Source organism: Amycolatopsis sp. WAC 01375 (genome assembly GCF_003947325.1).
Classification (GTDB): Bacteria; Actinomycetota; Actinomycetes; order Mycobacteriales; family Pseudonocardiaceae; genus Amycolatopsis.
Genome location: NZ_QHHW01000009.1, coordinates 20556 through 46487, shown reverse-complemented (window position 1 = coordinate 46487; position 25932 = coordinate 20556). Strand labels below are relative to the sequence as shown.

At 68.8% G+C, this 25932-nt stretch carries 26 protein-coding genes; 14 read left to right on the top strand and 12 right to left on the bottom strand.

All coding sequences use genetic code 11. From position 1 onward, the window contains the following. The first annotated feature begins 4 nt into the window (after positions 1-4). A complete protein-coding gene (locus tag DL991_RS01530) occupies positions 5-1258 on the top strand; it encodes an APC family permease (RefSeq protein ID WP_125780176.1) in 1254 nt (417 codons plus the stop codon). A 124-nt stretch (positions 1259-1382) separates the two neighbouring features. After that, positions 1383-2189, top strand: coding sequence for a trypsin-like serine protease (locus DL991_RS01525; protein WP_125780175.1), 807 nt, complete (start codon positions 1383-1385; stop codon positions 2187-2189). A gap of 384 nt (positions 2190-2573) precedes the next feature. On the opposite strand, the gene DL991_RS01520 is transcribed toward DL991_RS01525, so the two are convergent. Further along, a complete protein-coding gene (locus DL991_RS01520; protein WP_125780173.1) occupies positions 2574-3680 on the bottom strand; it encodes a nitronate monooxygenase family protein in 1107 nt (368 codons plus the stop codon). An 11-nt stretch (positions 3681-3691) separates the two neighbouring features. Then, positions 3692-5308, bottom strand: a complete 1617-nt coding sequence (locus DL991_RS01515; protein WP_199746295.1) for an acyl-CoA synthetase — start codon at positions 5306-5308, stop codon at positions 3692-3694. A 58-nt stretch (positions 5309-5366) separates the two neighbouring features. Here DL991_RS01515 and DL991_RS01510 point away from each other — a divergent pair, with 58 nt between their 5' ends. Continuing rightward, positions 5367-6155: a crotonase/enoyl-CoA hydratase family protein gene (locus DL991_RS01510; RefSeq protein ID WP_125780413.1), complete on the top strand. Its 789-nt coding sequence runs from the start codon at positions 5367-5369 to the stop codon at positions 6153-6155. Positions 6156-6214: 59 nt separating this feature from the next. Here the strand turns inward: DL991_RS01510 and DL991_RS01505 are convergent, their stop codons facing one another. Next, positions 6215-7774, bottom strand: a complete 1560-nt coding sequence (locus DL991_RS01505; RefSeq protein WP_125780169.1) for an acyl-CoA synthetase — start codon at positions 7772-7774, stop codon at positions 6215-6217. A 97-nt stretch (positions 7775-7871) separates the two neighbouring features. On the opposite strand from DL991_RS01505, the gene DL991_RS01500 reads away from it, so the two are divergent. Genes DL991_RS01500 through DL991_RS01490 form a run of 3 tightly spaced genes read left to right on the top strand, consistent with a single transcriptional unit; the run spans position 7872 to position 11076 of the window. Next, the gene (locus tag DL991_RS01500) at positions 7872-8855 is read left to right on the top strand and encodes a Zn-ribbon domain-containing OB-fold protein (RefSeq protein ID WP_125780168.1); all 984 of its coding nucleotides are present in this window, start codon (positions 7872-7874) and stop codon (positions 8853-8855) included. Positions 8856-8863: 8 nt separating this feature from the next. Further along, entirely contained in the window at positions 8864-9919 is a 1056-nt protein-coding gene (locus DL991_RS01495) for a thiolase domain-containing protein (RefSeq protein ID WP_125780166.1), read from the top strand. Beyond that, positions 9916-11076: a thiolase domain-containing protein gene (locus tag DL991_RS01490; RefSeq protein WP_125780164.1), complete on the top strand. Its 1161-nt coding sequence runs from the start codon at positions 9916-9918 to the stop codon at positions 11074-11076. Before DL991_RS01495 ends, DL991_RS01490 begins: the two co-directional genes overlap by 4 nt. Before the next feature lie 73 nt (positions 11077-11149). On the opposite strand, the gene DL991_RS01485 is transcribed toward DL991_RS01490, so the two are convergent. The 3 genes from DL991_RS01485 to DL991_RS01475 are packed head-to-tail and all read right to left on the bottom strand — an operon-like array spanning position 11150 to position 14263. Further along, entirely contained in the window at positions 11150-12172 is a 1023-nt protein-coding gene (locus DL991_RS01485; protein ID WP_125780162.1) for a YhjD/YihY/BrkB family envelope integrity protein, read from the bottom strand. Between the two features lie 48 nt (positions 12173-12220). Further along, complete coding sequence (locus DL991_RS01480; protein ID WP_125780160.1) at positions 12221-13009, bottom strand: transglutaminase family protein; 789 nt, start codon at positions 13007-13009, stop codon at positions 12221-12223. A 27-nt stretch (positions 13010-13036) separates the two neighbouring features. Further along, positions 13037-14263 carry a cytochrome P450 gene (locus DL991_RS01475; protein ID WP_125780158.1) on the bottom strand — a complete coding sequence of 409 codons (1227 nt, stop codon included), beginning with the start codon at positions 14261-14263 and terminating at the stop codon, positions 13037-13039. A 243-nt stretch (positions 14264-14506) separates the two neighbouring features. On the opposite strand from DL991_RS01475, the gene DL991_RS01470 reads away from it, so the two are divergent. Then, positions 14507-15670, top strand: coding sequence for a steroid 3-ketoacyl-CoA thiolase (locus tag DL991_RS01470; RefSeq protein ID WP_125780156.1), 1164 nt, complete (start codon positions 14507-14509; stop codon positions 15668-15670). Between the two features lie 3 nt (positions 15671-15673). On the opposite strand, the gene DL991_RS01465 is transcribed toward DL991_RS01470, so the two are convergent. Then, positions 15674-16159 (bottom strand): pyridoxamine 5'-phosphate oxidase family protein, encoded by a 486-nt coding sequence (locus DL991_RS01465; protein WP_125780154.1) that lies wholly within the window; start codon positions 16157-16159, stop codon positions 15674-15676. A gap of 40 nt (positions 16160-16199) precedes the next feature. Next, positions 16200-17045 (bottom strand): hypothetical protein, encoded by an 846-nt coding sequence (locus DL991_RS01460; RefSeq protein ID WP_125780152.1) that lies wholly within the window; start codon positions 17043-17045, stop codon positions 16200-16202. Between the two features lie 66 nt (positions 17046-17111). Between DL991_RS01460 and DL991_RS01455 the strand changes: the two genes are divergently transcribed. Further along, positions 17112-17981 carry an N-acetyltransferase gene (locus DL991_RS01455; RefSeq protein ID WP_125780150.1) on the top strand — a complete coding sequence of 290 codons (870 nt, stop codon included), beginning with the start codon at positions 17112-17114 and terminating at the stop codon, positions 17979-17981. Positions 17982-18073: 92 nt separating this feature from the next. Here DL991_RS01455 and DL991_RS01450 read toward each other — a convergent pair whose 3' ends face one another. After that, positions 18074-18979 (bottom strand): SDR family oxidoreductase, encoded by a 906-nt coding sequence (locus DL991_RS01450; protein WP_125780148.1) that lies wholly within the window; start codon positions 18977-18979, stop codon positions 18074-18076. Beyond that, on the bottom strand, positions 18976-19773 hold the full coding sequence (locus DL991_RS01445; RefSeq protein WP_125780146.1) for an SDR family oxidoreductase: 798 nt from the start codon (positions 19771-19773) through the stop codon (positions 18976-18978). The genes DL991_RS01450 and DL991_RS01445 overlap by 4 nt, the downstream gene beginning before the upstream one ends. Before the next feature lie 91 nt (positions 19774-19864). On the opposite strand from DL991_RS01445, the gene DL991_RS01440 reads away from it, so the two are divergent. The 5 genes from DL991_RS01440 to DL991_RS01420 are packed head-to-tail and all read left to right on the top strand — an operon-like array spanning position 19865 to position 24062. Beyond that, positions 19865-20614 (top strand): enoyl-CoA hydratase family protein, encoded by a 750-nt coding sequence (locus DL991_RS01440; protein WP_125780144.1) that lies wholly within the window; start codon positions 19865-19867, stop codon positions 20612-20614. Continuing rightward, positions 20614-21474: a CoA transferase subunit A gene (locus tag DL991_RS01435; protein ID WP_125780142.1), complete on the top strand. Its 861-nt coding sequence runs from the start codon at positions 20614-20616 to the stop codon at positions 21472-21474. Before DL991_RS01440 ends, DL991_RS01435 begins: the two co-directional genes overlap by 1 nt. Further along, positions 21471-22196, top strand: coding sequence for a CoA-transferase subunit beta (locus DL991_RS01430; protein ID WP_125780140.1), 726 nt, complete (start codon positions 21471-21473; stop codon positions 22194-22196). Before DL991_RS01435 ends, DL991_RS01430 begins: the two co-directional genes overlap by 4 nt. Further along, complete coding sequence (locus tag DL991_RS01425; RefSeq protein ID WP_125780138.1) at positions 22193-23239, top strand: nitronate monooxygenase family protein; 1047 nt, start codon at positions 22193-22195, stop codon at positions 23237-23239. Before DL991_RS01430 ends, DL991_RS01425 begins: the two co-directional genes overlap by 4 nt. A 31-nt stretch (positions 23240-23270) precedes the next feature. Further along, on the top strand, positions 23271-24062 hold the full coding sequence (locus DL991_RS01420) for an alpha/beta fold hydrolase (RefSeq protein ID WP_125780136.1): 792 nt from the start codon (positions 23271-23273) through the stop codon (positions 24060-24062). Positions 24063-24083: 21 nt separating this feature from the next. On the opposite strand, the gene DL991_RS01415 is transcribed toward DL991_RS01420, so the two are convergent. Next, positions 24084-24560, bottom strand: coding sequence for a DUF2000 domain-containing protein (locus DL991_RS01415; protein ID WP_125780134.1), 477 nt, complete (start codon positions 24558-24560; stop codon positions 24084-24086). Positions 24561-24663: 103 nt separating this feature from the next. On the opposite strand from DL991_RS01415, the gene DL991_RS01410 reads away from it, so the two are divergent. Continuing rightward, the gene (locus tag DL991_RS01410; protein WP_199745424.1) at positions 24664-25131 is read left to right on the top strand and encodes an Lrp/AsnC family transcriptional regulator; all 468 of its coding nucleotides are present in this window, start codon (positions 24664-24666) and stop codon (positions 25129-25131) included. Positions 25132-25192: 61 nt separating this feature from the next. Here the strand turns inward: DL991_RS01410 and DL991_RS01405 are convergent, their stop codons facing one another. Next, complete coding sequence (locus DL991_RS01405) at positions 25193-25750, bottom strand: sugar O-acetyltransferase (protein ID WP_125780132.1); 558 nt, start codon at positions 25748-25750, stop codon at positions 25193-25195. Between the last annotated feature and the right edge of the window lie 182 nt (positions 25751-25932).

Genomic DNA, 25932 nt, shown 5'->3' with positions numbered 1-25932 from the left:
ACTCGTGGACGAAAAGGGCACCCTCATCCGGCGGATCGGCCTCCGCGACGCCGTCTTCATCGGACTCGGCTCGATGGTCGGAGCGGGGGTGTTCGTCGCCTTCGCCCCGGCCGCCAAGGCCGCAGGAGCGTGGCTTCCCGCCGGGCTCGCCATCGCCGCCGTGATCGCCTATTGCAACGCGACGTCGTCGGCCCGGCTGGCCGCGCTGTACCCGGGTTCGGGCGGGACCTACGTCTACGGACGCGAACGTCTTGGTGAGTTCTGGGGGTATCTCGCCGGCTGGGGATTCGTGGTCGGCAAGACGGCCAGCTGCGCGGCGATGACACTGACCGTGGTCACCTACGCCGCGCCAGGGCTCGGGCAGCCGTGGCGGAGCGTGTTCGCGGTGGCCGTCGTGGCCGCGCTGACCGGGCTGAACTACCGCGGCGTCCAGCGCTCGGCGTTCGCGACCAGGCTGATGGTGTCCGTCACTTGCACGATCCTGGCGCTCGCGGTGGCCGCGATGCTCTTCGGCGGCACGGTGACGGCGACGACGCCGGGCCCGCTGCCCGCTCCCGGGATCGGTGGCGTGTTCGAGGCCGCCGGCCTGCTGTTCTTCGCGTTCGCCGGCTACGCGCGGATCGCCACGCTGGGCGAGGAGGTCCGCGATCCGGCGCGCACCATCCCCCGCGCCGTGCCGATCGCGCTCGGGCTGGCTTTGGTCATCTACGCCGTTCTCGCCTTCGTCCTGCTGTACCACCTCGGCCCGGATCTGCTCGGCCGCAGCCCGGACCCGATCGCGGAAGGCGTCGAAAGGTCGTCCTGGTCGTGGCTCACGCCCGCGGTCCGGGTGGGCGCCGTGGTCGCCGCGCTGGGCTCCCTCCTCGCGCTCGTCCTGGGTGTCTCGCGGACCACGCTGGCCATGGCGCGCGACGGGCATCTCCCCCGCTACCTGACCGCCGTGCATCCTCGCTTCGGCGTCCCGCACCGGGCCGAGGTGACCGTCGGTGTCGTCGTCGCCCTGCTCGCGAGCACCCTCGACCTCCGCGACGCGATCGGTTTCTCCTCGTTCGCGGTGCTCGCCTACTACGCCGTGACGAACGCCAGCGCGCTGACCCTGCGGCCAGCACGTCGGATCATCCCCATCGCGGGTCTGCTCGGTTGCGCCGTGCTCGCGTTCAGTCTTCCGGCGGTTTCGGTGCTCACCGGTTCAGGAGTACTGGCGTTGGGCGCTCTGGGCTACGCCATTCGTCGGCGACTCGGCTCGAACGTCCGTTAATCACCACCAAAGGCTGAAAGATCCGAAGAAAGTTGGTTGTCCCGGTGTATGTCCACCTGCTGTAGTCAGTTGGCCGCAGTCAGTCTCCCTGCCTCCACTGTGGACAGCCGGAAGGAATGAACCCTTGAACATCAAGCGTCGGTTCAGCCTGCTCAAAAAATCCCTGATCGCCGTCGCGGCGGCCGGAACCCTGGCGGGTCTCGCCACGGCTCCGCAAGCCGTCGCCGCGGAGCCGCCGTCCACCGACGTGGTCGGTGGGACCCGCGCCGCTCAGGGCGAATTCCCTTGGATGGTAAGGCTTTCCATGGGCTGCGGCGGTGCGCTCTACACTCCGCAGATCGTGCTGACGGCCGCGCACTGCGTGTCACGGACCGGGGCCAACACTGGCATCACCGCCACCCTCGGTGTCGTGGACCTGCAGAGCACCGCGGCCAAGAAGGTCAAGTCGACCTACGTGCACCGGTCGCCGACCTACCCCACCTCCACCGGTGGTGACTGGGCCCTGATCAAGCTCGCGAGCCCGGTCAGCGGCATCCCGACGCTGCCGATCAACACCTCGGCGGCCAACAACAGCGGCACGTTCACCGTCGCGGGCTGGGGTGCCGCGACCGAGGGCGGGGCGCAGCAGCGTTACCTGCTCAAGGCCAACGTGCCGTTCGTCTCCGACTCGACCTGCAAGGCGCAGGGCGGCAGCTACGCCGACCTGATCGCCAGCGCCGAGATCTGCGCGGGCAACGTCAACTCCGGCGGCGTCGACACCTGCCAGGGTGACTCGGGCGGCCCGATGTTCCGTCGCGACAGCGCCGGCGCCTGGATCCAGGTCGGCATCACCAGCTGGGGCGAGGGGTGCGCGCGGGCGCACGCTCCCGGCGTCTACACCGAGGTGAGCACCTTCGCGACCGCGATCAAGAACGCGGCCGCCGGTCTCTGATCTCTCGCACGGCATGCCATGAACGGTCCGTTACTTGCAAATTTTGCGAGTAACGGACCGTTCATGACGTTCGGGAAGGCCTCCTTACCTACTCTGATGGTAGTGAAGGAGGCTTTCGCTACCGTCAGATGTGATCCCTGGTGACAGCGAGACGGCTGCGACCTCGGCGGCCGGTCGTGAAGTACATGAAGGCCCCCTTCCTTGCGTCTAGCGCAAGGAAGGGGGCCTTCATGTACTTCGGCAAAGCGTGACTCGCGTGCGTGGAGACGTGACTCGCGTGATCCGGGTCTGAACACGCGAGTACGGTCTCGCGTCACCCAGCCCACCGTCTCACCCCGACACACGACACGCTTGCCTTACCCCTCAATAGCATTCGGGAACACTTCAGCGGGTCTTGTCCAAACGCGACAGTGCCTCTTCGTAGCCCGACACGAGCTCCGCGATCACCTCGGCGACCGGGCGCACCCGGTCCATCCGGCCGACGATCTGCCCGACCGGCATCGAGACCACACTCGGATCGGCGGCGTGGTGGATCCGGTTGTGCGCGTGGGACACCAGCAGGTTCTGCAACGGCATCGGCAGCGGTTCGGGCGCGTCGGGCGCGGCCCACGCCTCGGTCCACCGCGTCTTGAGCAGCCGCGCCGGTTTGCCGGTGTAGATCCGCGTCCGGACGGTGTCGGACGAACCCGCCGCGACCAGCGCGCGTTGCATCGCCTCCGAATCCCCCATGGTCTGGAGGTATTCCTCGGTGGCGAGCCAGAAGGAACCCATCCACACCCCGGACGCGCCCAGCGCGAGCGCAGCCGCGACCTGCCTGCCCGAACCGATCCCGCCGGCGGCGAGCACCGGGACACGGTCGCCGACGGCGTCCGCCACCTCGGGCAGCAGGACCATCGAAGCGATCTCGCCGGTGTGCCCGCCCGCCTCGTATCCTTGCGCCACAACGATGTCCACGCCGTTCTCGACGTGCCGGACGGCGTGCTCGGCCTTGCCCGCCAGAGCCGCGACCGGCACGCCCTTCGCGTGACACTGCTCGATTACGTCCACCGGCGGTGACCCCAGCGCGTTGGCGATCAGCCGGATGGGGTGCTTCAGCGCGACCTCGACATGGGCCCGCGCGACCGAATGCAGCCAGCCGAGCACTCCCGCGCGTTCGTCGGTGTCGTCCGGCAGCGGCGGCACCGCGAGGTCACGCAGAGTGCGCTCCACGAAGTCGCGATGCCCCTGAGGGATGTGTTTCGCGAGATCGATCGACGTCCCTTCGGCCGGGATCTTCGCGGGCATGACGATGTCGACGCCGTACGGTTTGCCGCCGGTGTTCTCGTCCATCCAGGACAGGACGGAGTCGAGTTCGGCGGCGTCGTTGAACCGCACGCAGCCCAGCACGCCGAGACCACCCGCCCGGCTGATCGCCGCGGCGACGTGTTCGGACGGGGTGAACCCGACGATCGGCAGCTCGATCCCGAGCCGGTCGCACAGAGACGTCCGCATGTAGCTCCTTCTTACGCCGGTTGAATGGTGACGGGCTCGTGCTCGGCGGCGTAGCGCTGCGCCCACGGATAGTCCGGTTTGCCGCTGGGCGAGCGCCCGATCTCCTCGGCGAGCCACAGACTGCGAGGCACCTTGTACCCGGCGATCTCGGTCCGCACATGCGCCTCGATCGCGGCGAAGTCGAGCTCCTTGCCCGCCCTCGGCTGGATCACCGCGGCCACCCGCTGGCCGAGCCGATCGTCGGGGATGCCGATGACGAGCGCGTCGAAGACGTCCGGATGCGACTTCAGCGCGCCCTCGACTTCCTCCGGGTACACCTTCTCGCCGCCGGTGTTCACGCACTGCGACCCCCGGCCGAGCAGGGTCACCGTGAGGTCGTCCTCGTAGCGCGCGTAATCACCCGGGACGACGTACCGCTTGCCGTCGATCTCGACGAAGATCTTCTCGGTCTTCGCGGGATCCTTGTAGTACCCGAGTGGAACGTGCCCGCGCCGGGCGATCAGCCCGATCGCGCCCGGTTTCGGCTCGACGAGCGCGCCGTCGTCGTCCACCAGGATCGCGTCCTTGCCGAAGTTGACCCGCGGGCCGGCGGAATGATCGCTGTCCTTGCTGACCATGCCGATGCCGGTGAACCCGCTTTCGGACGATCCGATCGCGTCGGTGATCACCACATGCGGGAGCAGCGACAGGAATTCCTGCTTCACCGACTGGGAGAACAGGGCTGCGTGACTCGACACCGCGACGATCGACGACGCGTCGTAGTCGCCTTCGCGGTAGGCGTCGATCAGCGGCCGCGCCATCGCGTCGCCGACGATGGTGAGCACCTGGACCTTGTTGTCCTGCACCGCTTTCCAGACGTCGTGCGCGTCGAACCGCGGGACGAACACCACCGGGCTGCCGGTGAACAGCGCGCCGAACGCGGCCCACTGCGCGGCACCGTGGATCAGCGGCGCGGCCGGGAGCCGGACCAGGCTGCCCGACTTGCCCTGTTCGGCGAGTGTCCATTCGTCCGGGACGTACTCGCCGGTGACGAAGTTGATGCCGCCGCCGAGCGCGCGCCAGATGTCCTCGTGACGCCACAGGACGCCCTTGGGATAGCCGGTGGTGCCGCCGGTGTAGAGGATGTAGATGTCGTCGGCGCTGCGTTCGGCGAAGTCCCGCTCTGGTGAGCCTTCGGCGAGCGCGGCTTCGTAGTCCACGCCGCCGTAGGACGAATAATCGCCGTCGCTTCCGTCGTCGACGACGACAACGTGTTTCAGTTTCGGCGTCTCCGGCAGGACGGCGGCCACCTTGTCCGAATACTGGCGCTCGTGGACCAGCGCCACGAGGTCGGCGTTGTCGAACAGGTACCGCAATTCGCCGTGGACATAACGGTAGTTGACGTTGACCGCGATCGCGCGCAGCTTGTACGCGGCGATCATCGATTCCAGTGCCTCGATCGAGTTCCGGGAATAGACACCGATGTGGGATCCAGGTCCCACGCCGTGTGCAGCGAGATGGTGCGCCAGCCGGTTGGCGCGCTCTTCCAGTTCGGCGAAGGTGACCCGCCGATCGCCGCAGACGACCGCGATGCGCTCCGGCACGGCGTCGACGGCGTGCTCGAGTAGATCCGCGATGTTGAGTGCCACTCCCTCAAAGTAGAACATGTTATCGTTCCGGGCAATGGCCGCTCTTTGGGAGGTTCTGGTGGGCGAACCGCACGCGCTGGTGGAAAAGATCGAACACACCCTCGTGGTCACGATGAACCGTCCCGAGGCTCGCAACGCGCTCAGCGGCGAGATGCTCGGGATCATGGTCGAGGCGTGGAACCGGGTCGACGAGGACGACGACATCCGCTGCTGCGTACTCACCGGCGCGGGTGGCGCGTTCTGCGCGGGCGCGGATCTGAAGTCGATGTCGAAGAACTCGCCGTCCGACTCGTTCGAGAAGGGCACGTTCGACCCCAGCCGGATCGAGGGCCTGCTCAAGGGCCGTCGGCTGACGAAGCCGTTGATCGCCGCCGTCGAAGGCGCCGCGATCGCCGGCGGCACGGAGATCCTGCAGGGTACGGACATCCGCGTCGCGGGCGAGAGCGCGAAGTTCGGCGTCTCCGAGGCGCGGTGGAGCCTGTTCCCGATGGGCGGTTCGGCCGTGCGGCTCCCCCGCCAGATCCCGTACACCGTCGCCGCGGACCTGCTGCTGACCGGACGGCACATCAAGGCGGCCGAGGCGCTGGAGATCGGCCTGATCGGCCACGTCGTCCCGGACGGGAAGGCCCTCGACAAGGCCATGGAGCTGGCCGGCCTGATCGCGGCGAACGGCCCGCTCGCGGTCCGCGCGATCCTCAAGACCCTGCGCGACACCGAGGGCATGCACGAGGAAGAGGCCTTCAAGCTCGACGCCCAGTACGGCATCGAGGTCTTCGCGAGCGAAGACGCGAAGGAAGGTCCCCGTGCCTTCGCCGAGAAGCGCAAACCCGTCTTCCGAGGCCGCTGACCCCGCAATTAGTCACCTACTTGCGAGAGGATGCCATCGCAAGTAGGTGACTGATTGCGTTACGGCACGCGGTGTCCGGCCCAGTAGGGGTCGCGGAGCTTGCGCTTGTAGAGCTTCCCGTTCGGGTCGCGCGGGAGTTCGGGCAAGTAGTCGACGGAACGCGGGAGTTTGAACTTCGCCAGCCGCGACGCCGCGTACTCGAGGATCTCCGCGGTCAACTCTTCGGAGGGCTCGACGCCGTCCGCGGGCTCGACGACGGCCTTGATCGCCTCGCCCCAGTCCTCGTGCGGGACACCGAACACCGCGACGTCGGCGATCTTCGGGTGCATCACCAGTTCGCCTTCGATCTCCGCCGGGTAGACGTTGACCCCGCCCGAGATGATCAGGTCGGCCTTGCGGTCGTGGAGGAAGAGGTAACCGTCCTCGTCGAGATGCCCGACGTCGCCGAGCGTGAACAGGTCCCCGACGCGCGCTTTGTCCGTCTTGGCCCGGTCCTTGTGGTACTCGAACTTCGAGTCGCCCATCTTCATGTACACGGTGCCGGTTTCGCCCGCGGGCAGTTCCGTGCCCTCGTCGTCGAGGATCTTGATCGTCGAACCCGGCCACGGCAGCCCCACCGAACCCGGCTTCCCGAGCCACTCCTCCCCCGAGATCGCCGTCCCGCCGCCCTCCGTGGCCGCGTAGTACTCGGTGACGACCGGCCCCCACCAGCCGAGCATCCGGCGTTTGACCTCCAGCGGACAAGGCGCGGCGCCGTGGATCATCACGCGCAGCGAACTCAGGTCGTAGACCGCGCGGACGTCGTCCGGCAGCGCGAGCAGGCGGCGGAACTGCGTCGGGACCATATGACTGTGCGTGACGCGGTGCCGCTCGATCAGCCGCAGCATGTCCTCGGCGTCCCAACGGTCCATCAGCACCGCGGTATGCCCCAGCTGCAGCGAGATGGCGACGAAGTTGAGCACCGCCGTGTGATAGAGCGGCGACCCGCACAGGTGCACGTGCTCGTCGTGCGGCGCCAGGCCGAAGATCCCGAAGAACCACGTCGACGCGCCCGGAACGGTGTCGGGGTCGGCGCCGGTCAGCGGCCGCCGGACACCCTTGGGCCGTCCCGTTGTCCCGGACGTGTACAGCATCGGCGAGCCCGCGGTGCGCCGCTCCGGACGCCCGTCGCCCTCGCCGGAGCCGAGTTCCTCGATCCGGCGGAAGCCTTCGACGTCGCCGACGGCGAACCGCCCGCGTTCCGGGATCCCGGCCTCGTCGGCGGCGGCGATCGCGACGTCGGCGAAGCGTTCGTGCGCCAGGAAGGCCTTGGCGCCACTGTCGGAAAGGATGTAGGCGACCTCCGGCCCGACCAGATGCCAGTTGACCACCACGATGTACAGACCGGACTGGATGGCGGCGAAATAGGCCGCGACGAGTTCGTCGCCGTTGGGCTGCAGAACGACGACCACGTCGCCTGCCTCGAGCCCGAGCGCCTGAAGCCCCCGCGCGTACGCGTTCGCTTTCGCGGCGAGCTCTCCGTAGCCGATCGAGCGGCCGTCCGGATCGACGAGTGCGACCCGCTCCGGCTCCTGCGCGGCGATGTTCCAGACCCCAAGTGTCCCGGTGGCAGTCGACATACCGCAAATCTAGAACGCGTTCCACTCAAGAGCAACCGTCAGCGAGCCCGACACGACCGATCTTGCCGGAAAATCGAGAACGTGTTTCACTCAGAATGTGAGCGCACCCGAACTCCCGCTGTCGGCCCCGCTCAACGTGGGCTTCGACTACACCCGCTCGGTCGGCCCCGTGCTCGGCCGGTTCGTCAACGCCCTGCGCGAGCGCCGCGTCGAAGGCGTTCGCGGCAGTGACGGCCGCGTGCACGTACCGCCGCTGGAATACGATCCCGTGACCGCCGAGGCGCTGTCCGACTTCGTGCCGGTGGCCTCCGAGGGCGAGATCGTCTCCTGGTCCTGGATCGCCGAACCCCTCGACGGCCAGCCGTTGTCGCGGCCGTTCGCCTGGGCGCTGATCCGGCTCGACGGCGCCGACACGTCGATCCTGCACGCGGTCGACGCGGGCAGCCCCAGAGAAGTCCACACTGGACAGCGAGTGCGGATCCGCTGGGCGGACGAGACCGTCGGCCACATCCGGGACATCGCCTACTTCGTCCCCGCCGACGGACCCGACACCGAATCCACCGAGGCGCCTCCCCCTGTCGCGAAACGCGAAGAGGGTGCGCCGGTCAGCGTGGTGATCACGCCGATCCACCTGCGTTACGAGCATTCCGCGTCACCGGAGGAAAGCCGGTACCTGCGCGGGCTCGCCGAGGGGAAGCTGATCGGCCAGCGCTGCCCGTCCTGCGAGAAGGTCTACATCCCGCCGCGCGGTGCCTGCCCGACCGACGGCGTCCCGACCACCGACGAGGTCGAGCTGCCCGACACCGGCATCGTCACCACGTTCTGCATCGTGAACGTGCCGTTCCTCGGACAGAAGATCAAACCGCCGTACGTGGCCGCGTACATCCTGCTCGACGGCGCGGACATCGCGTTCCTGCATCTCGTCCTCGGCTGCGACGCCACCGACGTCCGGATGGGCATGCGGGTCCGGGCCGCGTGGAAACCGCGGGACGACTGGTGGACGTCGCTGGAGAACATCGGTCATTTCGAACCGACCGGCGAGCCTGACGCACCGTACGAATCCTTCGCCCACCATCTGTGAGGACCACCGTGCCAGATGTAGCAGTCGTGGGCTTCGCGCAGGCCCCCAACGTCCGCAGCACCCCGGGCACCACCAACGGCGTGGAAATGCTGGTGCCGATCTTCGCCGAGGTCTTCGAGCGCACCGGTCTGTCCAAAGAGGACATCGGGTTCTGGTGCTCCGGCTCCTCGGACTACCTCGCCGGCCGCGCGTTCTCGTTCATCGCCGCGGTCGACGCCATCGGCGCCTTCCCGCCGATCCACGAGTCGCACGTCGAGATGGACGCCGCGTGGGCGTTGTACGAGGCGTGGCTGAAGATCCGGATGGGCGAGGTCGACACGGCACTCGTCTACGGGTTCGGCAAGTCCTCCGCCGGGCAGCTGCGCCGGGTGCTGGCCCTGCAAATGGACCCGTACGTCGTCGCGCCGCTGTGGCCGGACTCGGTGAGCGTCGCCGGGATCCAGGCGAGGCTGGGGCTCGAAGCCGGGCTGTGGTCCGAAAAGGATCTCGCCGAAGTCGCCGCGCGCAGCCGCGCCGACGCCGCCGGGAATCCCGCCGCGCAGCTCTCCGGATCCGTCGAAGTCGCCGATCTCCTTGACGCCCCGTTCGTCGCGGATCCCCTACGGGCCCACGACATCGCCCCCGTCACCGACGGCGCCGCCGTCCTCGTGCTCGCCTCGGTCGAGCGGGCGGCGGACCTCGTCGACAGTCCCGCGGTGATCACCGGCATCGAGCATCGCGTCGACTCCCCCGCGCTCGGTGTCCGGGATCTCACCAGGTCACCGTCCACAGTGGCCGCCGGGCGCGCGCTCGATCTCGACGGCGTCGAGGTCGCGGAACTGCACGCGCCGTTCACCCACCAGGAACTGATCCTGCGCGAGGCGCTGGGCCTCGGCGACCAGGTGCGGATCAACCCCTCCGGCGGGGTCCTGACCGGAAACCCGATGTTCTCGGCGGGGCTGGCGCGGATCGGCGAGGCGGCGAACCGCATCCTCGACGGCAGCGCGCGCAAAACCCTCGCCCACGCGACCAGCGGCCCCGTCCTCCAGCAGAACCTGGTCGCGACCTTGGAGGTCCTCTCGTGAAGCACCTCGCGGCCGTACTGGGAACCGGCCAGACCCACCACAAGGCCAAACGCACCGACGTGTCCATGCCCGGACTGCTCCGGGAGGCCATCGACCGGGCGATGCTCGACGCCCAGACCGGCTGGGACGACATCGACGCCGTCGTCCTCGGCAAGGCGCCGGATCTGTTCGAGGGCGTGATGATGCCCGAACTGTTCCTCGCCGACGCGCTCGGCGCGACCGGGAAGCCGTTGCTGCGGGTGCACACCGCGGGTTCGGTGGGTGGTTCGACCGCGCTCGTCGCGGCGTCGCTGGTGCAGGCCGGGGTGCACAACCGGGTGCTGACCGTGGCCTTCGAGAAGCAATCCGAGTCGAACGCGATGTGGGGCCTGTCGATTCTGCCGCCGTTCCAGATGCCGGTGGGCGCCGGGGCGGGCGGCTATTTCGCACCGCACGTGCGCTCGTACATCCGCCGGTCCGGCGCGCCCGACCACATCGGCGCGATCGTCGCGGCCAAGGATCGCCGCAATGGCGCCCTGAATCCCTACGCTCATCTGCGGCAGTCCGACATCACGGTCGAGTCGGTGCAGGCGTCGCAGATGCTGTGGGACCCGATCCGCTACGACGAAACGTGCCCGTCCTCGGACGGTGCTTGCGCGATGGTGATCGGCGACGAGGCATCGGGCGACGCCGTCCCCGGTGGCGCCGCGTGGATCCACGCGACCGCGATGCGCACCGAACCGACCACGTTCGCCGGACGTGACCAGGTGAACCCCCAGGCCGGCCGGGACGCCGCCGCCGCGCTGTGGCGGGACGCGGGCATCACCGACCCACTGTCCGAAGTGGACGCGGCCGAGATCTACGTGCCGTTCTCGTGGTTCGAGCCGATGTGGCTGGAGAACCTGGGATTCACCGGCGAGGGCCAAGGCTGGAAACTCACCGAGGCAGGCGAAACCGCGCTCGGTGGCCGCTTGCCGATCAATCCGTCGGGCGGTGTCCTGTCGTCGAACCCGATCGGCGCGTCCGGCATGCTCCGGTTCTCCGAAGCGGCCAAGCAGGTGATGGGCCGGGCCGGGGACTACCAGATCGACGGCGCGCGGATCGCGCTCGGGCACGCGTACGGCGGCGGTTCGCAGTTCTTCTCGATGTGGGTGGTGGGCTCGGCCAAACCGAGCTGACGGTCCCCCGAGCGTGCAATGAAGGACGCTTTCATAGCAAATTTTGCTATGAAAGCGTCCTTCATCGCACGGGTCAGGGACGGCGGCGTGGCCGGAGGCGTTGCGCGGCCAGTGTCGCGACCACTCCGGTCACCGCACCCACCAGCACCGGTTTGAGGCCGTGCCGATCGGGCGCCGCCATCACGGGCCGGACCACCACGGGCGGCGGCGGCCGGACCGGATCCGGTGGGGCGTCGCGCGCGGTCGCCGTCCAAGCCGTGACGAACACCAGCATCCGGGCCACCAGCGAGATGAAGAAGATCAGACCGATGATGGAGCCGAACGCGACCCCGGTCGGCGAGTTCCCGATCAATCGCAGGTAGATCCCACCGGCCTGCTTCAGCAGTTCGAAGCCCAGTGCCAGCGCGACCGCGCCGCGCATCGCGCTACGGACACCGACCGGCTTTCGCGGCAGCCGGGTGAGCACCCAGAGGAACACGAGCCAGTTCGCCAGCAGCGCCAAGGGAATCGAGATCGCCGACAGCACGTTGTGCCCCCAGGCGGTGTCGTCCACCCCGGCCAGCCCCAGCAGATACCGGCCGAGCGCGGAGCCGGAAATCGTGATGGCGAAGGAGACCAGCAGCGCGCTCGCGAGGCCGAGCAGCGCGAGCAGATCCGCGGCGATCGTGCGCAGCAACGGCAGATCCGACCGGTTCTGGCCCCACAGCGCGGTGAGCGCGTCGCGGAGCGAGTTCATCCAGTTCCAGCCGGAGTACAGCCCGATGATCAGACCGATGATCCCGACGCTGGTCCGCTGCTCCACGAACCCGGTGAGCAGCTCGCCCGCCTTGTCGCCGAGGCCGCCGGGCAGGGTCCCGGTGATCGCGCTCAGCATCGACTCGATCAGCTGCGGCTGGCTCGCCAGCACGAAGCCTGCCACCGACACCGCGACCATGAGGATGGGCACCAGCGAGAACAGGCTGAAATAGGTGATCGACGCGACGTAGTGGTACCCGCCGTACTCGATGTAGCGGTTCACCGCCCGCGCCACGTGGTCCAGCCAGCGGTAGCGGGCACGCAGCCGCTTCCATTTCGTCGGTGCTTGCTTCTCCCTCACACGCCAATGTCTACCTCAGCGAGGTCACGGCTCGTGGTCAACACGCGATCAAGCGAGCGCGATCAGTCCCGAGCCGTCGTCCTCCGGCAGTGACGGGCCCGCGGTCGCCAGGACGGTGTTACCGAGAAAGTCCAGCTCACAGCCGAGGGTGGAGAGGAACGCGGTGTCGGCGGCATCGCGTCCGGTCGCGATCCGGCACAGGCTCTGCCTCGGCGCGAGGCCGGTCGCGTCGAAGACGTACCAGCGGCCGTCGATCGCGGCCTCGAACACGGCGTGGAAGTCCATTGGGGACAGTCCGGGCGCGTAGACCGCGGCGAACCGGGCGGGGATGTCGATCACGCGGCACAGCGAGATGCAGACGTGCGCGTAGTCGCGGCAAACCCCCGCCCCGGCGAGGTAGGTGTCGACGGCGTCGTCGGTCGGCGAACCGGAACCGACCACATAGGACAGGTGTTCGCCGACGTGCCGGACGATCGCCTCCACCTGGGTGCGCGTGTCGGGCAAGCCACCGAAGCGGGACAACGCGAGCCCGCCCATCCGGTCCGAGGGGCAGTACCGGCTGGGCCGGGTGTAGCGGATCAGATCGTCTTGACCGAGCGGCTCGGCGTCGGCGGCGCCGAGTTCGCGTTGGGCCCGGTATCGCACGACGTGTTCCCCGGACGGCAGATCGACGACCTGGCCCCGGGTCCCGTGCTCGAACGCCACCTGGCGCGGCGGCGCGGGATAGGCGAACTCCTCCTGGGCGGCCCCGCCGGCGAGCGCGACCACGAACGCGGCGGGGCCGGGTTTCGTGACCCGGAAGGACATTTCGACGTCGACCTGAACGTGGGGACCCATGGCCCCATGGTGCCTCACGGCATCGGCTCAGGCGTACCGGACCTGGTAGTGCTTGATCCCGTTGAGCCAGCTCGACCGGAGCCGGTCCGGCGGCGAGACTTCGGTGATGTCCGGCATGACATCGGCGATGGCGTTGAAGATCAGATCGATTTCCAGCCGCGCGAGGTTGGCGCCGATGCAGTAGTGCGATCCCGTGCCGCCGAAGCCGACGTGGGGGTTGTCCTCGCGGAGGATGTCGAACTTCTCCGGCTCGTCGAAATGGTCCGGGTCGAAGTTCGCGGAGCTGTAGAACATCCCGACCCGGTCGCCCTTGCGGATGTGCTGCCCGCCGAGTTCGGTGTCCCTGGTCGCGGTGCGCTGGAAGGCGACCACCGGCGTTGCCCAGCGGACGATCTCGTCCGGGGCGGTCTTCGGCCGCTCCTTCTTGTACAGCTCCCACTGATCGGGGTGATCGAGGAACGCCTTCATCCCGTGGGTGATCGCGTTGCGCGTGGTCTCGTTGCCCGCGACGGCGAGCAGGATGACGAAGAACCCGAATTCGTCGGAGGCCAGCGACTCACCGTCGACGTCGGCTTGGATCAGCTTCGTGACGATGTCGTCCATCGGGCACTTGCGCCGCTCTTCGGCCATGTTCCAGGCGTAGCCGACGATCTCCGCCGACGCGGCGAGCGGCTCGACCTCGTACTCGGGGTCGTCGTAGGAGACCATCTGGTTCGACCAGTCGAAGACCTTCATCCGGTCTTCCTGCGGGATGCCGATCAGTTCGGCGATGGCCTGCAACGGAAGTTCGCACGCGACGTCCACTACGAAGTCGCCGGAGCCCTTTTTCTTGGCCTCGCCGACGATCTTCTCCGCACGATCGCGCAGGGTGTCTTCGAGCTTCGCGATCGACCTCGGCGTGAAGCCCTTCGACACGATCCGCCGCAGCTTCGTGTGCTGCGGGGCGTCCATGTTGAGCAGGACCAGACGATTGGCTTCGAGACTGTCGTCGGTCATGTTCTCGTCGAACCGGATGATCGCGGTCTTCTCCCGGGAGGAGAACAGCTCGCTGTCCCTCGACACCGCCTTGACGTCTTCGAGCCGGCTGACCACCCAGTAGCCGTCATCGCGGAAGCCCGCGGTGTTGTGCGGCTGCGGGTTCCACCAGACCGGTGCCGTACGGCGGAGTTCGGCGAACTCCTCCAGAGGCAGTCTGGTGGCGTAAAGATCCGGATCGGTGAAATCGAAACCGGCGGGGATCAGGGGAGCGGCCACGGGCTACCTCCTACGCGGTTCGCCAATGAAACACGTTCTAGACCCGATTGAAGCATACGGCGTTTACCAAGTGAAGAGTTTCAGTGAAACCCGTTTACTCGGCCAGCGGGAACCGTTCGAGCGCAGCATGAAGCGGGACCGGCGACCGGTGATCAAAAACCGGCCGACCCAGGGGCGACTTGCTCAAATCAAGAACGTGTTCTACTTTTCTCGGTAGTAAACGGTGTTTCCCAGGAGGCGAACGTGGGTAGTCCGGTGATCGTCGAGGCGGTCCGCACCCCTGTCGGCAAGCGGCGGGGTCACCTGGCGGGGCTGCATGCCGCCGAGATCCTCGGCGCGGCGCAGCGCGCCCTGCTCGAACGCGCGGGGCTGGATCCAGCGCTGGTCGAGCAGGCGATCGGCGGTGCGGTGACCCAGGCAGGCGAGCAGGCGGGCAATGTCACGCGCACGGCGTGGCTGCACGCCGGGCTCCCCGAGACCACGGGCGCGACCACCATCGACGCCCAATGCGGCTCGGCGCAGCAGGCGACGCATCTGATCGCCGGGCTCATCGCGGCCGGGGCGATCGACGCGGGCGTCTCCTGCGGTGTCGAGGCGATGAGCCGGGTCCCGCTCGGCGCGAACCGCGGCGAGGGCATCGGCACGCCACGGCCCCGGACGTGGTCGATCGATATGCCGAACCAGTACGGCGCGGCCGAGCGGATCGCGGAACGCCGCGGGATCACCCGCCACGACGTCGACCTGTTCGGGACCGCGTCGCAGACCAAGGCGGCAGCCGCTTGGGCAGCGGGACACTTCGATCGCGAGGTCGTCGCGGTGAAGGCACCCGTGCTCGGCGAGGACGGCACGCCGACCGGCGAGACACGGCTGGTGTCCCGTGACCAAGGGCTGCGTGACACGACCGTCGAAGGCCTCGCCAAGCTCAAGCCCGTCCTCGAAGGCGGCATGCACACGGCCGGAACGTCGTCGCAGATCTCCGACGGCGCGGCCGCGCTCCTCCTGATGGACTCGGACCGGGCGAAGACGCTGGGCCTCCGGCCGCGAGCACGGATCGTCTCGCAGGCCTTGGTCGGCGCGGAGCCGTACTACCACCTCGACGGTCCCGTGCAGGCGACCGAACGTGTCCTGGCCAAGGCGGGGATGACGATCGGCGACCTCGACCTCTTCGAAGTCAACGAGGCGTTCGCTTCAGTCGTGTTGTCGTGGCAACGGGTGCACGGGCCCGACGAGGACAAGGTCAACGTGAACGGTGGCGCGATCGCGCTCGGGCATCCCGTCGGCAGCACCGGCGCCCGCCTGCTGACCACGGCACTGCACGAACTGGAACGCCGTGACGCGAGCACCGCGCTGGTGACGATGTGCGCGGGCGGCGCGCTTTCCACCGGCACGATCATCGAACGGATCTAGCGCCTAGCCCAAGCCGACCTCGACCACCGGACCGTTGTCCGGCCTCGCGAGCCGTTTGCTCCCCTGACCCTCCTTCCAGAAGTCGAAATAGATGGTGTTGCCCTCGACCCAGGTCAGCACCGCCTCGGTGAGGTCGAGCCGGAAGACGTGCGCCTCCCCGTCGTCGCCCTGCAGGCGGGCGACCTCCGCCGGATCGGTGATCTCGAACGCCTTTCCCGACACCTTCGCGTCCGCGCCGCCCTCGTCGATCGCCGAGGCGGCGTGGATCGCGAACCTGCCGTCGTGCTGTAGGTCTTTCGCCTTCATCGCGCCGATCATCGAACCGATCAGCAGGTCCTGTTCACGGAAATCGACCTCACTGCCACTGACCCTTGGCGAGCCGTCCCGCCGGACCGTCGCCAGCACATGCGACTTCGCCGCGGTGAACCGCTCTTTGATCTTCTCCGCCAGCGCGGGTGCCTCTTCACTGAACTGCTGCCACGTCGCCATGCGGAACAGCGTCCCACCGGGGTCCGACAGTTTCGAGCGGTCAGGGCCGCGGCGCCCCCATCGGATTCGGCAGCGGGATCGCGCCGGTGTCGAAGATCCGGCGGCTCAACGGGATGGCGATCCGCAGGACTTCGGCGGCTCCGACCTCCCCGAGCGCTTCCGAGGGGCCGGCGGCGAGGCGGTCGGTCTCGTCTTCGATCCGTTGGCGCAGCGCGATTCCCTGCTCGGTGAGCTTCAAATCGCCGTCGAGGAAGCCTCGTCCGGCCAACCGCGCGACGCTCTCGTCCCATTCGTCATCGGACCACCCACGATTGACCTGGATGACCTCGCGGGTCACCGCCCCGCTGCCGATATGGGTCAGCGTGGTGTCGAGTCCGCGCAATCCTGCGGCGACCGCGGAGAGCACGTGACCGTCCCCGCGATGCTCGCGCAGCACCGTCGCCGCGAGCCAGACTCGCCCGGCCGCCGTGGCGGGCCTGGCGACCGAAGACCAGGCGGCGGCAAGCGGCCTGCCCGCGAAATCGCAGCCGGCGACGGCCTGTTCGAGCAGGTCGGCCAGTTCTTCGAAGGGCGCGTCGGCGGGCAGGATCCGGTTCAGGGCGGCCTCGACGGCGTCCATCCGGCTCTGGAGCACGGCGGCCGGTTCGGCGTATTTCCACGCGTCCGGCAGGGATCGCGCGACCCTCCGCGGGGAGAACCCGAAGAGCATCGCGGTCGCGGGTGGTTCCGGCAGCGGCCCGAGCGGCGCGACCCGGCCGGCGAAATAGCCCATCCACCAGCCGGGCAGACCCACCGCCTTGGCCGCGGCCGCCGTTTCCGGGGCGAAGTAGACGACGGCGTGCAGCGGCTCGACCGCTTCCCAGAGACGGCGCTGAAGTGACTTCACCTTCTCATCTTGGCCGCACCGAAAACCGGATGCGAGCCCGCCGTTCGGTGGGGTGTGATCACCGGCATGGCGATCGACTTGGAGCGACCGGGACTCGACGGACTGAACGAAGCCGTGGAGGCGCTGCGGGACTGGCAATCCGAAGGGGTGGCTTGGCAGCTGCATCCCGGTGACCTCGGCTGGTTCTGGCGCTCGGGGGCGGAGGCGACGGCCGCGGCGGTCCGGCTCTGGCGCCGCGACGGCCGGATTCTCGCCGTCGGTCTCCTGGACGGAGCCGACCTCCTGCGGCTCACGACCGCGCCGGACGTTCGCCGGGACGAGGAACTGGCACGGCGGGTGGCCGAAGACGTGATCGCGCCCGAACGCGGTGTGCTTCCACCGGGGAACGTGTCCATCGAGGCGCCGAAGGACGCGTTCATCCAGGACGTCCTGCCCGAGCACGGCTGGCGCACCGACGAACCGTGGACACCGTTGCGCCGCGACCTCACCGAACCGGTGAAGGCCCCGGACCTGCGGATCGAGATGATCGGACCGGACCGAGCGCACGTGTGGGCCGACCTGACACGGGCGGCGTTCGACGGGTCGACCTTCACCCCCGAGAAGTGGCACACGATGGCCGCCGGGGCGCCGTATGCCGATGGCCGGTGCCTGGTCGGGTACGACGACGAGGACAACGCCGTCGCGGCGGTGGCCGTATGGTCGGCAGGCCCGGGGAAGCCCGGGATCCTCGAGCCGATGGGCGTGCACCGGGACCATCGCGGGCACGGTCATGGCAAGGCGATCACCTTCGCGGCGGCGGCCGCGCTCCAGGAACTGGGGTCGTCGAGCGCGGGCGTGAACACGCCTAGTTCGAATGTCGCCGCGGTCGCGACCTACGAGTCCGGTGGGTTTCAGCAGCTTCCCGCGGTCCGGGATCTCGCACGGGACGCCTCCTGAGCGGTGAGGACGGGTCCGCGGTCGTCGGGGATGTCGTGAAGGGTCCCTTTGAGACGATGATCGCCTCAAAGAGACCCTTCACGGCATAAGAGCTAAGCCCCGTAAACGGCCTCAGGGACCGGAGCGTCCGCCAACAGCTCCGCCACCACCGGCCCGAGTTCGGCCGGTGCCCACCGGGAACCCTTGTCCCGCACCGTGCCGTGCCGCCAGCCTTGCGCGATCGAGACGCGTCCGCCGTCGACCTCGAACACCCGGCCGGTGACCCCGGACGACTCCTCACTGCCGAGCCACACCACCAGCGGCGACACGTTTTCCGGTGCCATGGCGTCGAAACCGTCCTCCGGCGCGGCCATGTCGTCGGCGAAGGCCACTTCGGTCATGCGGGTGCGGGCGGCCGGGGCGATCGCGTTCACGGTGACGCCGTAGCGCGCGAATTCGGTGGCCGCGACCAGCGTGAGGCCCAGGATCCCGGACTTCGCGGCCGCGTAGTTCCCCTGCCCGACGCTGCCGAGCAGGCCGGCGCCGGAGCTGGTGTTGATCACCCGCGCGGCCCGCGTCCGGCCCGCTTTCGCCTCGGCGCGCCAGTACTCGGCGGCGTGTCGCGTCGGCGCGAAATGGCCCTTCAGGTGGACACGGATGACCGCGTCCCATTCGTCCTCGCCGAGGTTGACGAGCATCCGGTCGCGCAGGAATCCCGCGTTGTTGACCAGGACGTCCAAGCCGCCGAACGTTTCGACGGCCGTCCGCACCAGTGCGGCGGCGCCGTCCCAGGACGCGATGTCGTCGGTGTTCGCGACCGCCTTGCCGCCGAGCGCCTCGATCTCGTCGACGACGTCCTGCGCGGGCCCCGCCGACCCGCCGCTGCCGTCGATCCCGGCGCCGAGGTCGTTCACCACCACCCGCGCGCCCTCGGCGGCGAAGGCGAGCGCGTGCGCCCTGCCGATTCCACGACCGGCCCCGGTCACCACCACGATCCGGCCGTCGGCGATCCCGCTCACACCGGCTCCTTTCGTTCTTCGACCTTGGAATTGGAAGCGGCGAGAAAGGCAGGCACCTCTCCCCCGCCGTGCACGGTCAGGCAGGCGCCGCTGACATAGGACGCCAGCGAGGACGCCAGGAACACCGCGCAGGAACCGATCTCGTCCGGTTCGGCCAACCGTCCTAACGGGACTGTCGCGCCCACGGCCGCGACGCCCGCCTCGTCGCCGTAGTGCAGATGCGAGTGCTCCGTCCGCACCATGCCGACGTCGAGCGCGTTGACCCGCACCTTCGGCGCCCACTCGACGGCGAGCGACGCGGTCAGGTTGTCCAGGCCCGCCTTCGCCGCACCGTAGGACGCTGTCCCCGGCGACGGTCTCGTCGCGCTGACACTGCTGATGTTCACGATGACGCCGCCGCTTTCCTGCTGCTGCATGATCGCGTTCGCCGCGCGGGCGACGGTCAACGGCGCCAGCAGGTTCAGCGAGACGATCTTTTCGTGGAACCGCGGCGACGCGTTCGCCACCTCGGCGTACGGCGCGCCGCCCGCGTTGTTGACCACGACGTCGAGCCTGCCGTGCCGCCGGACGACCTCTTCGACGAGCGCGTCGACCTCTTTCGGGTCACGGACGTCGCAGGAGATGAACGTCGACGCCTTGTCCCCGGCGCAGACCGGCCGCTCGGGTTCGGTGCGGGCACAGGTGACGACTTCGGCGCCGGCACGCAGGAAAGTCCTGGTGACACCGGCGCCGACGCCGCGCACCCCACCGGTCACCAGCACCACGGCGCCGTCGAGCCGGAGTTCGAGTGCCATGCGAGGCCTCCTTCACGTCGCTGTACCCGGGCCGGACGTCCTGCTAACGTACCAAGCAAGTGCTAGGTTTGGTAGCTGAGAAGGGTGCACGATGACCGTTTCCACCCACTCACCGGAGCCCGGCATCGCCGTGGTCACGGTCGACGCGCCCCCGGTGAACGCGCTGAGCGTGAAGGGCTGGTTCGCCCTCGCGTCCGCCGTCACCGACGCCGGACGCGATCCCGCGACCCATGTGGTGGTGCTGCGCGCGGAAGGCCGCGGGTTCAACGCCGGGGTCGACATCAAGGAGATCCAGCGCGATCCGGGGTACGGCGCGCTGATCGGCGCGAACGAGGGGTGCGCGGCGGCGTTCTCCGCCGTGTACGACTGCGCGGTCCCGGTGATCGCCGCGGTGCAGGGCTTCTGCCTCGGCGGCGGGGTAGGCCTGGTCGGCAACGCGGACGTGGTGATCGCCAGCGAGGACGCGACCTTCGGCCTCCCGGAGGTCGATCGCGGCGCGCTCGGCGCGGCGACCCATCTCTCGCGGCTGGTCCCCCAGCATCTGATGCGCGCCTTGTACTACACGGCGTCGACGATCACCGCGGCCCAGTTGCACCACCACGGTTCCGTCTACGCCGTCGTCTCGCGCGAGGAGCTCGACGAGACCGCGCTCGGTGTCGCGCGGCAGATCGCGGCGAAGGACACCCGCGTGATCCGCGCCGCGAAACAGGCCATCAACGGCATCGACGTCCAGCCCGTGCACCGCAGCTACCGCTTCGAGCAGGGATTCACCTTCGAACTCAATCTGGCGGGCGTCTCCGACGGCGCGCGCCAGGAGTTCTTGGACGGTAAGGGGAAGTGATGGCCGACAAGCGCATGACGCCGGACGAGATGGCCGCCGAACTGCGGGACGGCATGACGATCGGCATCGGCGGCTGGGGCTCGCGGCGCAAGCCGATGGCGCTGGTGCGCGCGATCCTGCGCTCGCCGGTCAAGGATCTCACCGTGGTCTCCTACGGCGGTCCGGACGTCGGGCTGCTGGCCTCGGCCGGCAAGATCAAGCATCTCGTGTTCGGCTTCGTCACCCTGGACTCGATCCCCTACGACCCGTGGTTCTCCCGGGCGCGGGAGTCCGGGTCGATCTCCGTCACCGAGTACGACGAAGGTGTTTTCGGGACCGGCCTTTCCGCTGCCGCGCAACGACTTCCGTTCCTGCCGACGCGGGCGGGACTCGGCTCCGGCGTCAGGGACCTGAACCCGTCTTTGCGCACCATCCGCTCGCCGTACGACGACGCCGAAGAGCTGCTGGCCGTGCCCGCGCTGGAGCTCGACGCGGCCTTCGTCCACCTCAACCGCGCCGACGCCCGGGGCAACGCGCAGTATCTGGGGCCGGATCCGTACTTCGACGAACTGTTCGCTCTGGCCGCCGAAAAGTGTTACGTGTCCACGGAAAAGATCGTGGAGACGGCCGAACTCGCCGAAGCGGGGCCGGTGCAGAGCCTGCTGCTGAGCCGGATGCTCGTCACCGGGGTGGCCGAAACACCGAACGGCGCGCATTTCACCACCGCCGTCCCGGACTACGGACGCGACGAACGTTTCCAGCGTCACTACGCCGAAGCGGCCAAGGATCTCGACGCGTGGCCGCACTTCGTCGACAGGTTCCTGTCCGGCGACGAAGCGCACTACCAGAAGGCCGTCGCCGAATTCGGGGAGTCCGCATGAGTGACATCAGTCGTGCCGAAGTGGCTGTCGTGGCCTGCGCCGAATTGTTCCGCGGTGACGGCGAAATCGTGGTGAGCCCCATGGGGTTCATCCCGTCGCTGGGCGCCAGGCTGGCGAGGCTGACTTTCGAACCGGACATCCTGCTGTCCGACGGCGAGGCGTACTTGATGACCCCTGACGCCGTCGTCGAAGGCTGGCAGCCGTTCCGCAAGGTCCTCGACACCGTGGTACCGCGCGGAAAACGACATGTGGTCATGGGCGCCAACCAGATCGACGGCGAGGGCAACCAGAACATCTCGGCGATCGGCGACCATTCCCGTCCCAAGAAACAACTTCTCGGTGTACGCGGCGGGCCGGGCAACACGGCCAACCACCGCACGAGCTATTGGGTTCCGCGGCACGGCAAGCGGGTGTTCGTCGATCAGGTCGACGTCGTGTCCGGCGTCGGCCATGCCAGGGCACGCGAGGCCGGGTTGCGGTATCACGACGTCCACCGCGTAGTCACCAACCTCGGCGTCCTGGACTTCGGCGGCGAAGACCACGCGCCGAGGCTGCTTTCCGTGCATCCGGGCGTTTCCGTGGACGAGGTCGTCGAGGCGACGTCGTTCCCGCTGATCACCGACGGGGTCACCGAGTCCCGGCTGCCGACCGAGTCCGAGCTGCTGCTGATCCGCACCAGCCTGGATCCGAAGTCCTTGCGGGACAAGGAAGTGCCGTCGTGAAGACCGCGCTGACCGAGCTGGCCGGGATCCGGCATCCGATCGTGCAGACCGGGATGGGCTGGGTCGCCGGGCCGCGACTGGTGTCCGCGACGGCGGAAGCGGGCGGCCTCGGCATCCTCGCGTCCGCGACGATGACCTACGACGAGCTGGCGGCAGCCGTCAAGGAGGTCAAGAGCCGCACGTCCCAGCCGTTCGGCGTCAATCTCCGCGCGGACGCCGAAGATGCCGCGCGCCGGGTCGAACTGCTCATCACCGAGGAGGTCCGCGTCGCGTCCTTCGCGCTCGCGCCGAAGAAGGACATGATCGCGCGGCTCAAGGACAACGGCGTCCTCGTCGTCCCTTCGGTCGGCGCGGCCAGGCACGCGGAGAAGGTCGCGGGCTGGGGTGCCGACGCCGTCATCGTGCAGGGCGGCGAGGGCGGCGGGCACACCGGCGGGGTCGCGACGACCCTGCTGCTGCCTTCGGTGCTGGACGCGGTCGACATCCCGGTGGTCGCGGCGGGCGGCTTCTTCGACGGCCGGGGGCTGGCCGCCGCGCTCGCCTACGGGGCGGCCGGCGTCGCCATGGGCACCCGGTTCCTCCTGACGAGGGAGAGCACCGTTCCCGACGAGATCAAGCAGGCCTATCTCGCCCGTGATCTCAACGGCACCGTCGTCACCCGCAAGGTGGACGGGATGCCGCATCGCGTCCTCCGCACGGAACTGGTCGACGCGCTCGAGTCCGCCGGTCCGGTGCGCGGGTTCGCCAGGGCCGCCCGCAACGCCTCGAAGTTCCGGAAACTGACCGGGCTGTCGTGGCGCTCGCTGGCCACCGAGGGAGTGCGGATGAAACGGGGTGGCGACCGGACCTGGTCGCAGGTCCTGATGGCCGCCAACACGCCGATGCTGTTGCGCGCCGGGCTCGTCGAGGGCGACCGGAGCGCCGGGGTGCTGGCGTCCGGGCAGGTCGTCGGCCTGCTCGACGACCTGCCCGCGGTCGGCGACCTCATCGAGACCGTCGTGGCCGACGCCACCGGCATCCTGCGGCGGCTGGCCTCGGAGTGAGGGTCCGGGCACGCTGTGCTTGACTTCGGCCATGATCTCGGAGAGTCGTTGTCCGGTCGAGGACGGTGAGCTGTACGTCCGCAGCACCGGCGAGGGGCCGCTTCTGCTCCTGATCGCGGGCGGGCTGGGCTCGGCGGACACCTTCCGGGCGATGACGAAGCTGCTCGCGGACGACTACACCGTCGTCACCTACGACCGGCGCGGTCACTTCCGCAGCACGGACACCAGCACCGGCCCGGTCAGCGTGCCGAAGCAGGCCGACGACGCCCACGCGGTGCTCCAGCACGTCGGCGGCGGCCCCGCGAGCGTGTTCGGCACCAGCGCGGGCGCCATGATCGGTCTCGACCTCGTGGCCCGCTACCCGGACGCGGCGACCGTGCTGGTCGCGCACGAACCGCCGGCCATCCAGCTGCTGCCCGACGCGCTGGGCTGGCTCGACGAGGCCAACGCGCAGGTCCGGCTCGCCCAGGCGGGCGACCTGATGGGGGCGTTCAAACGGTTCACCGACGGGATCGCCGGTGCCGCGCTGCCCGAACTGCGCGCGATCCGGCTACCGAACGAGGAGGACTGGAAACGGCTCTTCGGCCGCGAACTGGCCGAGATCCTCGACTACCTTCCCGACCTGCGGGCGCTGCGGAAGACGAGGACCGAGATCGTCCCTGTCGCCGGTGTCGGCAGCCGGGGGCATTACCACTACCAGCCCGCGAAGGTCCTCGCGCTCGAACTGGGCCTGCCGTTCACCGAGATGCCCGGGGCGCATCTGGCGCCACAACGAAACCCCGCCCAGTTCACCGAAGCGCTGCGGGACCTCCTCGAGGCCTGAAGCGGGCGTTCGGCCACCCGCTCACGGCATCAGCGGCAACTTCCCGACCAGTTTGTCGATCCGGTTGCGCGGGCCGACGATGCCGATCGCGCAGAAGTCCATCTCCTCGGTCGGGATTTCCTTCATCGTCGCGAGGAAGTCGTCGTAGACCCGGATCTGCTGGGCGACGGCGGGCATGTCGGCGACGTGGCAGCCCGGCGAGGTCGCGGCCTTGGCGCGGATGGCGCGCAGCTTCTCCGCGTCGGCCGACAGAATCGAGCAGCCGCCCCAGGGCAAGCCGGTGTAGTGCTCGCCGTTCGCGTCGACCGCTTCGTCTCCCAGGAGACCGGTCACGGACTTCGCCGTGGCGACGGCCGTGCAGACCGCCGCGTTGACCGCACGGCCGGGCGGCAGCTCGCTGTTGACCACGATGACCCACTTCAACCTCGCCGCTCGGGTGGACGCGGTGAAGTCGATCTCGTCGGGGGTGAATCCGATGGCCGTACCGTACTCGGACATTCAGCTGGTCTCCTGCTCACATCAACGGATGAACAAGGCCAAGCTAGGAGGACATACGAGTACAGTCCATCGTGTTCGTATTTAATACGGCAGAAGGGTCGAGATGGCGCGATTGGACGAACTTGATAAGGCGATCCTGGCGCAATTGCAGTCGGACGCACGGAAGACCAACCGCGAAGTGGCCGCCGCGGTGGGCGTTTCGCCGACCACCGCGCTGGACCGCACCCGCGGGCTACGGGAACGCGGCGTGATCCGCGGCGCGCTGCTGGACGTGGACCTGCCATCGATCGGCCGCGGAGTGCAGGCGCTCATCGCGGTGCGGGTGCGCCCGCCCTCGCGACGGAACATCGAAGGCTTCCGGAACTGGGTCAACGCCCTGCCCGACCTCGTCGGGCTCTACGTGACCACCGGGACCGAGGACTTCATCCTGCACGTCGCGGTCCCGGACAACGACAGCCTCTATGCCTTCGTGATCGACAAGCTGACCGAACGCCCCGAGGTGGCCGACGTGCGCACCTCCATGGTGTTCGAGCACAGCCGGCGCACCCGGATCACGCCGGTGGATCGGTAGACCTCGAAGCCTGTCGGCGGAGCTGCGACGCGATCGCGGACGCGGGTCCACCAGCAGATATTCAGAGCTCGCGGATGACCCGGGCCGGATTGCCCGCCGCGAACACCTTCGACGGCAGGTCGCGGGTGACCACACTTCCCGCGCCCACCACGGTGTCGTCGCCGATGGTGACCCCGGCGCAGACGATGACGCCGCCGCCGAACCAGACGTTGTCCCCGATGGTGATCGGCGCGGCCGATTCCCAGCGAGCTCGCCGCAGCTCGTGATCCTCCATCGGATGCAACGCGGTCAGCAGCTGGCAGCGCGGGCCGATCGAGCAGTCCGAGCCGATCTTGATCGGCGCGCAGTCGAGCAGGATGGCGTCGTAGTTGAGGAAACTGTTGGCGCCGATCTCGATGAGATAGCCGTAGTCGCACTGGAACCGCGGCATGATCCAGGAGCCTTCGCCGAGTTTGCCAAGCAACTCACGCAGAATCGTGTCCCGCTCACCGGCCTCTTCCGCGCCCGTGCCGTTGAACCGGTCGACGAGCGACTGCGCACGCCTGCGGTCCGACACCAGTTCAGGGTCGTTGTCCCGGTACAGCTCCCCGCGCAGCATGCGGTCCTTTTGCTCACCCATACCGCCAACCTACCGAAAGTGCCCCGCCGGCGAGCCTCCCTCGGGAAGCCGCCGACAGGGCGGATGAACGCTTGCGGAGCGTTCTTCAGTTGTGTCGATCCGTTTCCAGGGAGGGCCGGCCCGGCGGGTGGGTGAGGTGTAAGGGGGGACCCGCCGGGCCGGAGTATCTTCCTTTCTCTTCG

What these genes read in the sequence shown, in the direction of transcription:
- DL991_RS01435 (WP_125780142.1), top strand. Translation starts at nt 20,614, where the DNA reads ATGGCCGACAAGCGCATGACGCCGGACGAGATGGCCGCCGAACTGCGG.
- DL991_RS01445 (WP_125780146.1), bottom strand. Translation starts at nt 19,773, where the DNA reads ATGGCACTCGAACTCCGGCTCGACGGCGCCGTGGTGCTGGTGACCGGT.
- DL991_RS01480 (WP_125780160.1), bottom strand. Translation starts at nt 13,009, where the DNA reads ATGGGTCCCCACGTTCAGGTCGACGTCGAAATGTCCTTCCGGGTCACG.
- DL991_RS01410 (WP_199745424.1), top strand. Translation starts at nt 24,664, where the DNA reads ATGGCGCGATTGGACGAACTTGATAAGGCGATCCTGGCGCAATTGCAG.
- DL991_RS01520 (WP_125780173.1), bottom strand. Translation starts at nt 3,680, where the DNA reads ATGCGGACGTCTCTGTGCGACCGGCTCGGGATCGAGCTGCCGATCGTC.
- DL991_RS01440 (WP_125780144.1), top strand. Translation starts at nt 19,865, where the DNA reads ATGACCGTTTCCACCCACTCACCGGAGCCCGGCATCGCCGTGGTCACG.
- DL991_RS01420 (WP_125780136.1), top strand. Translation starts at nt 23,271, where the DNA reads ATGATCTCGGAGAGTCGTTGTCCGGTCGAGGACGGTGAGCTGTACGTC.
- DL991_RS01455 (WP_125780150.1), top strand. Translation starts at nt 17,112, where the DNA reads ATGGCGATCGACTTGGAGCGACCGGGACTCGACGGACTGAACGAAGCC.
- DL991_RS01415 (WP_125780134.1), bottom strand. Translation starts at nt 24,560, where the DNA reads ATGTCCGAGTACGGTACGGCCATCGGATTCACCCCCGACGAGATCGAC.
- DL991_RS01405 (WP_125780132.1), bottom strand. Translation starts at nt 25,750, where the DNA reads ATGGGTGAGCAAAAGGACCGCATGCTGCGCGGGGAGCTGTACCGGGAC.
- DL991_RS01430 (WP_125780140.1), top strand. Translation starts at nt 21,471, where the DNA reads ATGAGTGACATCAGTCGTGCCGAAGTGGCTGTCGTGGCCTGCGCCGAA.
- DL991_RS01465 (WP_125780154.1), bottom strand. Translation starts at nt 16,159, where the DNA reads ATGGCGACGTGGCAGCAGTTCAGTGAAGAGGCACCCGCGCTGGCGGAG.
- DL991_RS01505 (WP_125780169.1), bottom strand. Translation starts at nt 7,774, where the DNA reads ATGTCGACTGCCACCGGGACACTTGGGGTCTGGAACATCGCCGCGCAG.